Genomic DNA, 14,275 nt, shown 5'->3' on the forward strand with positions numbered 1-14,275 from the left:
AATCCGCTAACCGACGTACTCCGCCAGGGCCTTGCCGGTCAGGGTCGAGCGGGCGGCGACCAGGTCGGTCGGGGTGCCCTCGAAGACCACCCGCCCGCCGTCGTGGCCGGCGCCCGGGCCGAGGTCGATGATCCAGTCGGCGTGCGCCATCACCGCCGGGTGGTGCTCGATCACGATGACCGACTTGCCGGACTCGACCAGCCGGTCCAGCAGCCCGAGCAGCTGCTCGACGTCGGCCAGGTGCAGCCCGGTGGTCGGCTCGTCCAGCACGTAGACGCCGCCCTTGTCGGCCATGTGGGTGGCCAGCTTGAGCCGCTGCCGCTCGCCGCCGGAGAGCGTGGTGAGCGGCTGGCCGAGGCTGACGTAGCCGAGCCCGACGTCCGCCAGCCGCTCCAGGATCCGGTGCGCGGCCGGCAGCCTGGCCTCGCCCGAGCCGAAGAACTCCTCGGCCTCGGTCACCGACATCGCCAGCACCTCGGCGATGTCCCGGCCGCCCAGCCGGTACTCCAGCACCGCGGGTTGGTACCGCTTGCCCTCGCAGTCCTCGCAGGTGGTGGCCACCCCGGCCATCATCGCCAGGTCGGTGTAGACCACGCCGGCGCCGTTGCAGGTCGGGCAGGCGCCCTCGGAGTTGGCGCTGAACAGGGCCGGCTTGACGTCGTTGGCCTTGGCGAAGGCCTTGCGGATCGGGTCGAGCAGCCCGGTGTAGGTGGCCGGGTTGCTGCGCCGGGAGCCCTTGATCGCCCCCTGGTCGACCGAGACCACGCCCTCGCCGGGCGGGATCGACCCGTGGATCAGCGAGCTCTTGCCGGAGCCGGCCACCCCGGTCACCACCGTGAGCACCCCGAGCGGCACGTCCACGTCCACGTTCCGCAGGTTGTGGGTGTCGGCGCCCCGGATCTCCAGCACCCCGGTGGGCTTGCGCACCGCCTCCCGCAGCGGCGCCCGGTCGCCCAGGTGGCGCCCGGTGACGGTGCCGCTGCCGCGCAGCCCCTCGACGTCGCCCTCGTAGCAGACCTGGCCGCCGGCCGTACCGGCGCCCGGACCGAGGTCGACCACGTGGTCGGCGATCGCGATGGTCTGCGGCTTGTGCTCCACCACCAGCACGGTGTTGCCCTTGTCCCGCAGGCGCAGCAGCAGCTTGTTCATCCGGTCGATGTCGTGCGGGTGCAGGCCGGTGGTGGGCTCGTCGAAGACGTACGTGGTGTCGGTGAGCGAGGAGCCGAGGTGGCGGATCATCTTGACCCGCTGCGCCTCGCCGCCGGAGAGCGTGCCGGAGGGGCGGTCCAGTGAGAGGTAGCCGAGGCCGATCTCCACGAAGGAGTCGAGGGTCTGGCGCAGGGTGGTGAGCAGCGGCGTCACCGAGGGTTCGTCGAGCCCGCGGACCCAGTCGGCGAGGTCGCTGATCTGCATCGCGCAGGCGTCGGCGATGCTGACTCCCGCGATCCGGGAGGAGCGGGCGGCCTCGCTGAGCCGGGTGCCCCCGCAGTCGGGGCAGGAGGTGAAGGTGACGGCCCGCTCCACGAAGGCCCGGATGTGCGGCTGCAGCGCGTCCTTGTCCTTGGCGAGCATCGACTTCTGGATCTTGGGGATCAGGCCCTCGTAGGTGAGGTTGACGCCGTTGACCTTGACCTTGGTCGGCTCCCGGTACAGGAAGTCCTGCAGCTCCTTCTTGGTGTACTTGCGGATCGGCTTGTCGGGGTCGAGGAAGCCGGAGTTGGCGTAGACGCCGACCGTCCACCAGCTGTCGGTCTTCCAGCCGGGGATGGTGATCGCGCCCTCGGAGATCGACTTGCTGTCGTCGTAGAGCTGGGTGAGGTCGATGTCGGAGACGCTGCCGCGGCCCTCGCAGCGCGGGCACATGCCACCGGTGATGCTGAAGCTGCGCCGCTCCTTGACCGTCCTGCCCGCGCGTTCGACGGTGACGGCGCCCGCCCCGCTGATCGAGGGGACGTTGAAGGAGAAGGCCTTGGGGGAGCCGATGTGCGGGGTGCCGAGGCGGCTGAAGAGGATGCGCAGCATCGCGTTGGCGTCGGTGGCGGTGCCGACGGTGGAGCGCGGGTCGGCGCCCATCCGCTGCTGGTCGACGATGATCGCGGTGGTCAGGCCTTCGAGGACGTCCACCTCGGGGCGGGCCAGGGTGGGCATGAAGCCCTGGACGAAGGCGCTGTACGTCTCGTTGATCAGCCGCTGGGACTCGGCGGCGACGGTGTCGAAGACCAGCGAGCTCTTGCCCGAGCCGGACACGCCGGTGAACACGGTCAGCCGGCGCTTGGGGATGTCGACGCTGACGTCCTTGAGGTTGTTCTCGCGCGCGCCGTGGACGCGGATCAGGTCGTGGCTGTCGGCGGCGTGCGGCGCGGCCGGGTGCGCGTCCGTCCTCTTGGGCATGGTCTGGTCTCTCCCTGTCGATCGGGCGGGCCCGTCCCCGCGGTCACGGTCGGCGGTGGTTCCCTTCGATCCAACCAGAATCGAACGGGATCCGGTCCGGTCCGGCCGGTTCCGCGGGGGCGGGCCCGGTGGGCTTGCTCGGCTGAGGCCGGGGGCGGCTCAGCGCACCTCGTTGAAGCGGATCAGGTTGCCCGCCGGGTCGCGGAAGGCGCAGTCGCGCGCGCCCCACGGCTGCTCGGTCGGCTCCTGCACCAGCTCGGCGCCGCCGGACTTCAGCCGGTCGAAGAGGCCGTCCAGGTCGGGGGTGCCGAGGACGAGCCGGGCGTAGGTGCCCTTGGCCATCATGTCGGTGATCGTCTTGCGCTCGTCCTCGGTGATCCCGGGGTCGGCGGCCGGCGGCTCCAGCACGAGGGAGACGCCGGGCTGGCCGGCCGGGCCGACGGTGATCCAGCGCATCGGGCCGCCGCCGACGTCGTTGCGGACCTCGAAGCCGAGCAGGTCGCGGTAGAAGGCGAGGGAGGCCTCGGGGTCGGTGTGCGGGAGGAAGGTCCAGTGAATGGTGATGTCGTTCATGACTGCAACGCTAGGCGCGGGTCCGGGCCGGGCGCTTCTCGAATCCTGATCGGTCTCTCCGACGTTTCGTGGGAGGCCCGACCTTTCGCGGGAGGCGCCCGGCGGGCGACAGCGGCCCGGTGGGGGCGGCTCAGGCCCGGACGAGTGCTTCCCACTGCTGTCGGGTCGGGCCGTCGTGCCGGGGTACGAAGTCCGGGCGGGCGTCCAGCCAGGCGGTGACGTGGCGGTCCACCTCGTCGGTGCCGTAGGCGGCGTCGGCGGGCCGTACGAGGTGGCGCACCTGGGCGCGGGCCCGCATGACCACCGGGTCGTCGAGGGCGCAGGCGGCCAGGGCGGCGGCCCGGCGGTCCGGGAGCGGCGAATCCTCGGTGAGGCGTTGCTCGTTGGCGCGGTCGGCCGCGACCTGGGCGTCGAACAGCGGGCGCAGGGCCCGGTTCGTCCAGGCGTGGTAGCCGGCGGGGTCCGCGGCGATCCGGTCGACGTGGACGGCGATGTGCTGGGCGGCGCGCATGCCGAGGGCCACGCCGTGGCCCAGGGTGGGGTTGGTGTGGACGAGGCTGTCCCCGGCGTTGACGAGGCCGGTGACGACCGGGCCCTGGCCGTCGGCGAAGGAGGTCCAGCGGTTGTCCAGACCGGCCATCGCCAGGACGGGCGAGCGCGGCTCGGGAGCCAGGGCGAGCCAGGCGGCGGTGGCCGGGAAGCGGCGGGCGGCGGCCTCGAACACGGCGGGGTCGGTGAGCGCGCCGCGGGTCGGGTCAGCGGTGGAGAGCACCAGGTTGACCGCGAAGGTGTCGTTGTCGGACGGGAAGACGCCGGCCAGCGCGAACGCTGCGGCCGAGCCGTTCTGCACCTGGCCGGGGTCGCGCGGGCCGTCGGCCCGCAGGCGGTACCAGCGGCACAGGTAGGCGATCCCGGCGCGGTGGCTCTCCACCACGGGAGGGCGGCAGCCGGCCTCGACCAGCCAGGCGGGGACGGGCGAGCGCCGGCCGGAGGCGTCGACGACGAGGTCCGCCCGGTGGGTCTGCTCGCCCGCCTGCCCGTGGCCCGTCTCCCCGCCGCTCACCTGCACGCCGGTGACCCGGGCCGGGCGGCCCTCCTCGAAGGTGAGGGCGCGCACCCGGCAGCCGCGCCGCACCTCGACGGTGGGTTCCCGCCGGACGGCGGTGGTCAGGGCGGCCTCCAGCACGATGCGGCGGGTGCGCAGGGTCACCAGGTCCTCGTCGCCGGCCCGGTACGGCGGATGCTCGCCGAACCAGTCGAAGTCGTGGTACTCCCGGGCTCCGAGCGCCAGCAGGTCCGCGTAGACGTCGGGAGCCTCGGCACGCAGCACCGAGCGCACGGGTGCGAGGAACGAGTGCGGCTGGACGGCCTGCGGGACGCGGGGCCGGTTCCAATGGTGGAAGTCCCGGTTCAGGTCCTCCCCGGCCTGCCGGGTCTCCTGCTCGAACACCGTGACCGCATGGCCCCGCCTGCCGAGCATGACGGCCGTCGCCAACCCGCTGATACCCGCACCTATCACCGCAACCCGCGCCACTGAGCTCCCCTTTGCTTCGCGCCGTGTTGCGAATCGACCCTACCGCCAAATGATCTTCGACCGCGAACCGGCTCCGGGCCGCCCGCCACCGGAAGCCTCTGGTGGGGAGGCCCGTCTCAGCCGGATCCGGCCTGCGGGTACGGCTGGTAGTCCTCGCGGCGGGCCACCTCCTGGCCCGTGACGCGCCAGGAGACGCTGTGGCGGGTCAGGACCCACCACTCGGGCGCCCTGCGCGCCCGATCCAGCCACTCCCGGAGCTCGGGGAGTGCCTGCTCCCGCAGGAGGCCGCGGGCGTGGGCCCGTTCGCCGGCCGGCAGCGGGGTGATGGCGATCCGCACCCGCGACTGCTCGGCGGGAAACCGGTTGTACCCGTAGTTCGAGGTGATCGAGGGGTTCCAGGTGGCCCGCAGGAGCGTGCCGTCGTGCTGAGGAGGCTCGTCGAAGCAGAGGTGGACCTCGTCCATCAGGGTTTCGCCGAGCACCGTGCGGAGGTCCGTCGGCGTGAGCGGCCACGACAGGTGGCGCGGCAGTCTGCGGTTACGAGCTGGCATGCGCCGGAGAGTGGCACATCCCCTGGCGAGCCGCATGCGAATTTCGACGCCGCGGGCTCCGTCGTGTGACGGGAAGTCATAGTCGGAGGTCGGGTCCGTGGTTCGGGCCGGCGAAGGGATCCCCGCTCCGCACGGCATCATCCCGGGGGATGACTCCGGATGGCTCCGGTACCTCGCGGAGGCTACGAACGACACCGGAATGTTTGCATCCGTGGGCCGATTCGACACGGAGCTGCGGAACCTGGCATCGAGCCCATGAAACGCACTCGCCGTATCAGCGCTGTCTCGGCGCTGGCGCTCGCCGCCCTCGTCACCGGAACCGGCACCGGGTTCGCCGCCACGACCACACCGTCGGCCATACCGGTGGCCACGCACGCCTTCGACGGCGCGCGGCCGCAGCGCGGCAAGCATCCGCTGGTGGTCCTCTCACCCGCGTACGAGGACCCGCGCGTGACGCTCACCTCGCTCGCGACCGCCGAGCTGGACCCGCCCAAGGTGCTGGTGCTGACGACCTTCGACGACGACGAGTACGTCTACGGCGCTCTGCGCGCCGGCGCCAGCGGATTCCTGCTCAAGAGCATGGCCCTGGACACGATCCTGGACGCGATCCGCGTGGTGGCGGCCGGCGACGCGTTGATCGCGCCGAGCGTCACCCGACGGCTGATCGCCGACTTCGCCGGAACCTCCACCACCCCCGCGGCCCCCGCACCGGACACCGAGCCCGCTGCGGACTCAAGCCTCATCGCGAGGATCACCGACCGGGAGCGCGAGGAGCCGGCACTGGTCGGACAGGGACTGCCGAACGGTGAGATAGCCGAGCGGTTGGTGATCAGCGTGGCGACGGCGAAGACCCATGTCGCGCGCCTGTTCGCCAAGCTCAAGGCCCGGGACCGCGTCCACCTGGCGATCACCGCCTTCGAGGCCGGACTCGCGCTGGGTGGACGGTAGGACAGGGTGAACCACACGTCACACCGTGGTGAAAGGACGGCCCTGCCGGGCTGACCGAAAAACAAGCAGGCATGATTGCTTTTTTCCCGGGGCGGTGCCACGCTGCTGCCCGACGGCGCCCGGTGCGGGGCCGTCGCCAACTCACCGGCAGGGGAGGCGCATTGGTGCGCGAGGGCGCGGTACTGCGGATCGGCAATGCCTCGGGGTTCTACGGGGACCGCTTCTCGGCGGTGCGGGAGATGCTCACCGGCGGGCCGCTGGACGTGCTCACCGGGGACTACCTGGCCGAGCTGACCATGCTGATCCTGGCGCGGGACCGGCTGAAGGACCCCTCGCTCGGGTACGCCCGGACGTTCCTGCGGCAGATGGAGGAGTGCCTGGGCCTGGCCCGCGAGCGCGACGTGAAGGTCGTGGTGAACGCGGGCGGCCTCAACCCGGCCCGGCTCGCCGACGAACTGCGCGAACTGGCCCAGCGGCTGGGCGTCGAGGCGGCCGTCGCCCACGTCGAGGGCGACGACCTGCTGCCGCGTAGGGACGAACTCGGCCTGCCGGACGGCTTGTTGGCCGCCAACGCCTACCTCGGCGGGTTCGGCATCGCGGCCTGCCTGGCCGGGGGTGCGGACGTGGTGGTCACCGGCCGGGTCACCGATGCGGCTCTGGTCGCCGGCCCCGGGATCGCCCGCTTCGGCTGGGCGCCCGACGACCTCGACGCTCTCGCCGGCGCGGTGGTCGCCGGTCACGTCCTGGAGTGCGGCGCCCAGGCGACCGGCGGCAACTACGCCTTCTTCCGCGAGCACGACGTGACCCGCCCCGGCTTCCCGATCGCCGAACTGCACGCCGACGGCTCAAGCGTGATCACCAAGCACCCGGGCACCGGCGGCGTCGTCACCCTCGGCACCGTCACCGCCCAACTCCTTTACGAGACTTGCGGATCGCACTACCTCGGCCCGGACGTCACCGCCCGGCTGGACACCGTCCGGCTCACCGCGGACGGCCCCGACCGGGTCCGGATCGACGGCGTCCGGGGCGAGGCCCCGCCGCCCACCCTGAAGGTGGGCCTCAACCGGCTCGGCGGCCACCACAACGAGGTGGTCTTCGTCCTCACCGGCCTGGACATCGAGGCCAAGGCCGCCCTGGTGCAGCAGCAGTTCGCCGAGGCCCTGCCGGTCGCGGCCCGCCCCGCCGAACTGCGCTGGACGCTCGCCCGCACCGACCACCCGGACGCCCCGGACGAGGAGTCCGCCTCCGCCCTCCTGCGGCTGACCGCGCGGGACCGGGATTCGGCCAAGGTCGGACGCGAACTCAGCAAAGCCGCCGTGGAGTTGGGGCTGTCGGGCTACCCAGGCTTCCACCTCACCGCCCCGCCCGGGCCGGGCGCGCCGTACGGGGTGTTCACCGCCGTATCCGTCGACGCCAAGGCCGTCGAGCACACCGCCGCCCTGCCGGACGGCCGCCGGATCTCCGTCCCGGCCGTCCCGGCCGCGCCGCTCGCCGCCCAACCCCTGGACGTGGTGCACGAGTTGCCCGAACCGCTCCCCGCCGGCCCGACCCGCCGCGCCCCGCTCGGCCTGCTCGCCGGCGCCCGCAGCGGCGACAAGGGCGGCGACGCCAACCTCGGCGTCTGGGCCCGCACCGAGGACGGCTGGCGCTGGCTCGCGCACGCCCTCACGGTCGAGGTGCTGCGCGAACTCCTGCCCGAGGCAGCGGAGTTGCCCGTCACCCGGCACCTGCTGCCGAACCTGCGCGCGGTGAACTTCACGATCACCGGCCTGCTCGGCGAGGGTGTCGCCGCCCGGCACCGCTTCGACCCGCAGGCCAAGGCCCTCGGCGAGTGGCTGCGCTCCCGCCACCTCGACCTCCCGACCGCACTCCTCGGCCCTCCGGTCCCGCCCGTCCGCTCTCCGGCCGCGCCCCCAGAACCCCCGACCGCGCCCCCAGACAGCCCGACCGCGCTCCCCGACAGCCCGGAGGCCCAGCCGTGACCGTCCTGCCCACCCGCATCGATCCGGCCGGGCCCGAGCACGCCGAGCACCGCGCCGCGATGCTCGCCAAGCTCGCCGACCTGGACGCCGAGCACGCCAAGGCACTGGCCGGCGGCGGCCCCCGGTACCTGGAGCGCCACCGCAAGCGCGGCAAGCTGCCGGCCCGCGAGCGGATCGAGCTGCTGGTCGACCCGGACTCGCCGTTCCTGGAGCTGTCCCCGCTGGCCGCCTGGGGCAGCGACTACCCGGTGGGTGCCGCGCTGGTCACCGGGATCGGCGTGATCGAGGGCGTCGAGTGCGTGATCACCGCCAACGACCCCACCGTGCGCGGCGGCGCCAGCAACCCGTGGACGCTGCGCAAGGCGCTGCGCGCCAACGAGATCGCGCTGCACAACCGCCTTCCGCTGGTGAACCTGGTCGAGTCGGGCGGCGCCGACCTGCCCAGCCAGAAGGAGATCTTCATCCCCGGCGGCGCCCTGTTCCGCGACCTCACCCGGCTGTCCGCCGCCGGCATCCCCACCGTGGCCGTGGTGTTCGGTAACTCGACAGCCGGCGGCGCGTACGTGCCCGGCATGTCCGACCACACCGTGCTGGTCAAGGAGCGCGCCAAGGTGTTCCTCGGTGGCCCGCCGCTGGTGAAGATGGCCACCGGCGAGGAGGCCGACGACGAGTCGCTGGGCGGCGCCGAGATGCACGCCCGCACCTCCGGCCTGGCCGACCACTTCGCGGTGGACGAGGCGGACGCGCTGCGGATCGCCCGCCGGATCGTCGCCCGGCTGGACCACCGCAAGCCGGGCCCGTCCCCGGACCGGTCCGCCGAGCCGCCGAAGTACGACGAGGAGGAGCTGCTCGGCATCGTCCCCGGCGACCTCAAGGTGCCCTTCGACCCGCGCGAGGTGATCGCCCGGATCGTCGACGGCTCCGACTTCGACGAGGTCAAGCCGCTGTACGGCACCAGCCTGGCCACCGGCTGGGCCCGGATCCACGGCTACCCGGTCGGCATCCTGGCCAACGCGCAGGGCGTGCTGTTCAGCCAGGAGTCCCAGAAGGCCGCCCAGTTCATCCAGTTGGCGAACCAGCGGAACATCCCGCTGCTGTTCCTGCACAACACCACCGGCTACATGGTCGGCAAGGACTACGAACAGGGCGGCATCATCAAGCACGGCGCGATGATGATCAACGCCGTCGCCAACTCCACGGTCCCGCACCTGTCCGTGCTGATGGGTGCCTCCTACGGCGCCGGCCACTACGGCATGTGCGGGCGGGCGTTCGAACCGCGGTTCCTGTTCTCCTGGCCGAGCGCCAAGTCCGCGGTGATGGGCCCGCAGCAGCTCGCCGGGGTGCTGTCGATCGTCGCCCGCCAGTCGGCCGCGGCGAAGGGGCAGCCGTACGACGAGGACGCGGACGCGGCGATCCGGGCCATGGTCGAGCAGCAGATCGAGGCCGAGTCGCTGCCGGTGTTCCTGTCCGGACGGCTCTACGACGACGGCGTGATCGACCCGCGCGACACCCGTACGGTGCTCGGCCTGTGCCTGTCCGCGGTCCACAACGCGCCGGTCGAGGGCGCGCGCGGCTACGGCGTCTTCCGTCTTTGAGCGAGCCCCTGTGATGGAGCCACCGATGACTTCCACGACCATGATCGGCAACCTGCTGGTCGCCAACCGGGGCGAGATCGCCCGCCGGGTCTTCCGCACCTGCCGGGAGCTCGGCATCGCGACCACCGCCGTCCACTCCGACCCGGACGCCGGCGCCCCGCACGTGCGGGAGGCCGACGGCGCCGTCCGGCTGCCCGGCGCCGCGCCCGCCGACACCTACCTGCGGGCCGACCTGATCGTCCGCGCCGCGCTCGCGGCCGGTGCGGACGCCGTCCACCCCGGGTACGGATTCCTGTCCGAGAACGCCGAGTTCGCGCAGGCCGTGCTGGACGCGGGCCTGGTCTGGGTCGGGCCGCCACCGGCCGCGATCGCCGCGATGGGCTCCAAGACGGCCGCCAAGCAGCTGATGTCCGAGGCCGGGGTGCCCGTGCTGGGTGCGCTCGCCGAGCCGACCGAGGCCGATCTGCCGATCCTGGTGAAGGCCGCGGCGGGCGGCGGCGGCCGGGGCATGCGGGTCGTCCGCAGCCTCGCGGAGCTGTCCGGCGAGCTGGCCGCGGCCCGCGCCGAGGCGGCCAAGGCCTTCGGCTCGGACGAGGTGTTCTGCGAGCGCTACCTGCCCACCGGGCGGCACGTCGAGGTCCAGCTGCTGGCCGACGCGCACGGTACGGTCTGGGCGGTCGGCGACCGCGACTGCTCGCTGCAGCGGCGCCACCAGAAGGTGATCGAGGAGGCGCCCGCCCCCAGCCTACCGGCGGACGTACGGGCCGAGTTGCACGCAGCGGCGGTGACTGCCGCCCGGGCGATCGGCTACGTCGGCGTCGGCACCGCCGAGTTCCTGCTCACCGAGGACGGCCGGTTCTTCTTCCTGGAGATGAACACCCGCCTCCAGGTCGAGCACCCGGTCACCGAGGCGGTCACCGGACTGGACCTGGTCGCGTTCCAACTCGCCGTCGCCGAAGGGGAGAAGCTGCCCGGGCCCACCCCGCCGCCGACCACCGGCCACGCGATCGAGGCCCGGCTGTACGCGGAGGACCCGGCCAGGGACTGGCGGCCCGCCACCGGCACCCTGCACCGGCTAGAACTCGCCGTCCAGCACGAGGAGTTCACCGACGGCGCGGTCCGGCTGGACTCCGGCGTCGAGTCCGGCAGCGAGATCAGCCCGCACTACGACGCGATGCTCGCCAAGGTGATCGTCCGGGCCCCGACCCGCGCCGCCGCCGCCCGCCGGCTGGCCGACGTGCTCGCTCGGACGCGGGTCCACGGGCCCGCCACCAACCGGGAGTTGCTGGTCCGTGCGCTGCGGCATCCGGACTTCCGGGCCGAACGCCTGCACACCGGCTTCCTCGCCGAGCACGCGGCCGAGCTCACCGCCCCCGACGCCAAGAGCGCCGGCCGCGCCGCCCTGGCTGCCGCCCTCGCCGACGCCGCCGCCCGCCGCACCGCCCTGCCGTCCGGCTGGCGCAACCTGCCCTCCCAGCCGCAGCTCAAGCGCTACCGGACGGAGGACGGCGGCGAGTCGGAGGTCCGCTACCGCCTGACCCGCACCGGCCTGCAGGCCGATGACCACCCGGACGTCGAACTCGTCGATGCCCAGCCCGACTTGGTCATCCTGCGCGAGGGCGAGGTCCAACGCCCGTACACCGTCGCCCGTTACGGCGACCGGGTGTACGTCGACACTCCGTTCGGCAGCACCGCGCTCACCGCCCTGCCGCGCTTCCCCGACCCCACCGTCCGCACCGCTCCCGGCGAACTGCTCGCCCCGATGCCCGGCACCGTGGTGCGCACCACCGCCGCCGTCGGCGACACCGTCACCGCCGGCCAGCCGCTGCTGGTGCTGGAGGCGATGAAGATGGAGCACCGCGTCACCGCCCCCGCGGACGGCGTCCTGGTCGAACTGCGCGCGATCCCCGGCCGGCAGGTCGAACTCGGCACCCTGCTCGCCGTCGTCAAGTCCCTCCGAGAAGCCCCGAAGCAGCCCGAGCAAGCCCCCCAAGAAGCCTGAGAGCCCGCCCCGAGAGCCCTGAGGAAGGACCCCGCATGTCCGCCATCGGCAGTCAGCTCCTCGAAACCCCCGAACGCCGCGCTCTGCGCCAGGCCGTCGGCGACCTCGGCCGCCGCTACGGATCCGCCTACTACCTCGCCAAGGCCCGGGCCGGCGAGCCCGCCGACGAACTGTGGGCGGAAGCCGGCAAGGCCGGCTACCTCGGCGTCAACCTGCCCGCCGAATACGGCGGCGGGGGCGGTGGCATCACCGACCTCGCCATCGTGCTCGAAGAACTCGGCACCGCCGGCTGCCCGTTGCTGCTGCTCATCGTCTCCCCGGCGATCTGCGGCACGGTGATCGCCCGCTACGGCACCGCGGAGCAGAAGCAGCGCTGGCTGCCCGGGCTGGCCGACGGCAGCCGCAAGATGGCCTTCGGCATCACCGAGCCGGACGCCGGGTCCAACACGCACCGGATATCCACCGTCGCCCGCCGCGACGGCGGGGACTGGCTGCTGACCGGCCGCAAGGTGTTCGTCTCCGGCATCGACCACTCCGATGCCGTCCTTTTCGTCGCCCGCACCGAGGACGCACGAACCGGAAAGCTGAAGCCCTGCCTGTTCGTCGTCCAGCGCGACACCCCCGGCTTCGAGTACCGGCCGATCCCGATGGAACTCGTCGCTCCCGAGAAGCAGTTCCAGGTCTTCCTGGACGACGTGCGGCTGCCCGCCGAGGCCCTGGTCGGCGACGAGAACGCGGGCCTGCTCCAGCTGTTCGCGGGCCTCAACCCGGAGCGGATCCTCACCGCCGCCTTCTCGCTGGGCCTCGCCCGGCAGGCCCTCGGCAAGGCCGTCGAGTACGCGAAGACCCGCACCGTCTGGTCCACCCCGATCGGCGCCCACCAGGGGCTGGCCCACCCGCTGGCCCAGTGCGCGGTGGAGATCGAGCTGGCCCGGCTGATGACCCAGAAGGCCGGGCTGCTCTACGACGCGGGCGAGGACCTCGCCGCCGGGGAGGCCGCCAACATGGCCAAGTACGCCGCCGGCGAGGCCGCCGCCCGGACGGTCGACCAGGCGGTGCAGACCCTCGGCGGCAACGGCCTCACCCAGGAGTACGGGCTGGGCGCGCTGCTGGCCGCCACCCGGGTCGGCCGGGTCGCCCCGGTCAGCCGCGAGATGGTGCTCAACTACGTCGCCCAGCACACCCTCGGCCTGCCGAAGTCGTACTGATTCACCGCGCCGAGGACAGGTGGGCGAAGACGACGGTGTTGGACTCGTACCCGGTCTTCCGGTCGAACTTCCCGCCGCAGGTGATCAGCCGCAGCTCGGCCCGGTCGGGGATGCGTGCCTCGTACACCAGGGCGTCCGGGAAGTCCGCCTTCGGGAAGACCCGGACGGAGTCCACGGTGAACACCGCGGTGTGGCGGTCCTTGCGGGCCACCTCGATCGGGTCGCCCGGGCGCAGCAGCCCGAGCCGGTAGAAGACCGCCGGCCCGCTGCGGTTGTCGGCGTGCCCGACGACGATGGCGTTCCCGGCGGCCCCGGGCGCGGTGCCGTCCCGGTACCAGCCGGTGAGGTTGCGCTGGTCCATCGGCGGGGTGGCCAGCTGCCGCGCGGCGGTCAGGCCGAGGCCGGTCACCGGGGCGTCGACCTGGATCGAGGGGATCCGGATCCTGGTGGGCGCCGAGGCCGGCATCGGCGGGGCGGCGGGCACCGGGGGCGGTGTGGGCGCGGCGGCCGGTGCAGTCACCGACGTTGCGGCAGCGGGCGAGCCGGCGGCCACCGAGGGCGCGGGCGGCAGCGGCGGCCCGTGCCGGCCGGCGGCGCCGTCGTGGACCAGCCAGACGCCGCACATCGCGAGCGCCAGCGCGGCGACCCCCGCCCGCCAGGGGAGGGGGCCGCCGCGCGGCGCGCGGTGCGGACGGTCAGGACTCGGCATTGCGCCCGGGACGGCGCCGCATCGCGCGGATCGCGATGCCGCCCGCGCCGACGACCAGCGCGAGGCCGCCCACGACCTGGGCGGCATCGGGTCCGGAGGTGCCGCCGCCACCGGTGCCCACGCCGCCGTGCGGGCCGGGCTTGGGCGAGTGGCTGGGGGAGTGGCTGGGCGACGGGGAGGAGGTCGGCGACGGCGAGTTGGTGGGCGAGGGCGAGGGCGAGGGCGAGGGCGACGAGGTGGGGCAGGAGACGTCGAAGACCTTCTGCTTCGCGGCGCCGTTCTCACCCACGAACGTCCATTCGAGCTTGTAGTGCCCTTCCGGCAGGGTGAGGTTGCCGGTGTTCCCGGTGCCGTTCACCAGGGTGATCGATCCGGCCAGCACCTGGGCGGTGCCGGTCGGCGGCTGCTGCGAGATCGTCCAGTTGACCTGCTGGACGGTGTCGAAGTTGAAGGCGTCCAGGTAGAAGACGCAGACCTTGGGCTGGTCGCTCTGGTCGGTGACCGGGGTGGTGCTCTCGTGGATCTTGACGTCGCCGTTGTCGCCCGGCGCGGCCAGCGCGGCCGGGGCCACGCCGAGGGTGAGCGCGAGGGCGGCGCCGGTGGCGGCGAGCAGTCGCCGGGCCGGTGGCAGGGGAGGGGAGACGGGTTTCACGGTGGGTGCTCCAGGGTCGGGGCCGCACCCGGGGACGGGCGGCCATGGTGCTACACCGTCCGGGCGGGCGCCCCCCGGAGCAACTGTGCCACGCGCGCTCCGCCCCCGGTTCCTCACAATGGCCCAGCCT

At 73.3% G+C, this 14,275-nt stretch carries 11 protein-coding genes; 5 read left to right on the forward strand and 6 right to left on the reverse strand.

All coding sequences use genetic code 11. The annotated features are described in order from the left end of the window. Positions 1 to 6: 6 nt before the first annotated feature. The 4 genes from CRP52_RS30000 to CRP52_RS30015 all read right to left on the reverse strand — a co-directional run bounded on the left by CRP52_RS30000 (position 7) and on the right by CRP52_RS30015 (position 5,049). Positions 7 to 2,391 carry an ATP-binding cassette domain-containing protein gene (locus CRP52_RS30000; protein ID WP_097239247.1) on the reverse strand — a complete coding sequence of 795 codons (2,385 nt, stop codon included), beginning with the start codon at positions 2,389 to 2,391 and terminating at the stop codon, positions 7 to 9. A 159-nt stretch (positions 2,392 to 2,550) separates the two neighbouring features. After that, positions 2,551 to 2,964 (reverse strand): VOC family protein, encoded by a 414-nt coding sequence (locus CRP52_RS30005; RefSeq protein ID WP_097239248.1) that lies wholly within the window; start codon positions 2,962 to 2,964, stop codon positions 2,551 to 2,553. Positions 2,965 to 3,094: 130 nt separating this feature from the next. Next, on the reverse strand, positions 3,095 to 4,498 hold the full coding sequence (locus tag CRP52_RS30010) for an FAD-dependent oxidoreductase (protein ID WP_097239249.1): 1,404 nt from the start codon (positions 4,496 to 4,498) through the stop codon (positions 3,095 to 3,097). Positions 4,499 to 4,614: 116 nt separating this feature from the next. After that, a complete protein-coding gene (locus CRP52_RS30015; RefSeq protein ID WP_143685859.1) occupies positions 4,615 to 5,049 on the reverse strand; it encodes a hypothetical protein in 435 nt (144 codons plus the stop codon). Positions 5,050 to 5,304: 255 nt separating this feature from the next. Here CRP52_RS30015 and CRP52_RS30020 point away from each other — a divergent pair, with 255 nt between their 5' ends. The 5 genes from CRP52_RS30020 to CRP52_RS30040 all read left to right on the forward strand — a co-directional run bounded on the left by CRP52_RS30020 (position 5,305) and on the right by CRP52_RS30040 (position 12,784). Next, positions 5,305 to 5,997 (forward strand): LuxR C-terminal-related transcriptional regulator, encoded by a 693-nt coding sequence (locus CRP52_RS30020; protein WP_257032921.1) that lies wholly within the window; start codon positions 5,305 to 5,307, stop codon positions 5,995 to 5,997. Positions 5,998 to 6,161: 164 nt separating this feature from the next. After that, the gene (locus CRP52_RS30025) at positions 6,162 to 7,979 is read left to right on the forward strand and encodes an acyclic terpene utilization AtuA family protein (RefSeq protein ID WP_306458897.1); all 1,818 of its coding nucleotides are present in this window, start codon (positions 6,162 to 6,164) and stop codon (positions 7,977 to 7,979) included. Further along, positions 7,976 to 9,574: an acyl-CoA carboxylase subunit beta gene (locus tag CRP52_RS30030; protein ID WP_097239252.1), complete on the forward strand. Its 1,599-nt coding sequence runs from the start codon at positions 7,976 to 7,978 to the stop codon at positions 9,572 to 9,574. Before CRP52_RS30025 ends, CRP52_RS30030 begins: the two co-directional genes overlap by 4 nt. A gap of 25 nt (positions 9,575 to 9,599) precedes the next feature. Beyond that, on the forward strand, positions 9,600 to 11,576 hold the full coding sequence (locus tag CRP52_RS30035) for an acetyl/propionyl/methylcrotonyl-CoA carboxylase subunit alpha (protein ID WP_257032922.1): 1,977 nt from the start codon (positions 9,600 to 9,602) through the stop codon (positions 11,574 to 11,576). Positions 11,577 to 11,611: 35 nt separating this feature from the next. Then, positions 11,612 to 12,784: an acyl-CoA dehydrogenase family protein gene (locus CRP52_RS30040; protein WP_097239253.1), complete on the forward strand. Its 1,173-nt coding sequence runs from the start codon at positions 11,612 to 11,614 to the stop codon at positions 12,782 to 12,784. 1 nt (position 12,785) lies between these two features. Here CRP52_RS30040 and CRP52_RS30045 read toward each other — a convergent pair whose 3' ends face one another. Together CRP52_RS30045 and CRP52_RS30050 are read right to left on the reverse strand one after the other, a co-directional pair. Further along, the gene (locus CRP52_RS30045) at positions 12,786 to 13,493 is read right to left on the reverse strand and encodes a class F sortase (protein WP_097239254.1); all 708 of its coding nucleotides are present in this window, start codon (positions 13,491 to 13,493) and stop codon (positions 12,786 to 12,788) included. After that, a complete protein-coding gene (locus CRP52_RS30050; RefSeq protein ID WP_257032923.1) occupies positions 13,480 to 14,145 on the reverse strand; it encodes a hypothetical protein in 666 nt (221 codons plus the stop codon). The genes CRP52_RS30045 and CRP52_RS30050 overlap by 14 nt, the downstream gene beginning before the upstream one ends. Positions 14,146 to 14,275 lie beyond the last annotated feature (130 nt).

The organism is Streptomyces sp. 1331.2, assembly GCF_900199205.1.
Taxonomy (GTDB): Bacteria; Actinomycetota; Actinomycetes; order Streptomycetales; family Streptomycetaceae; genus Kitasatospora.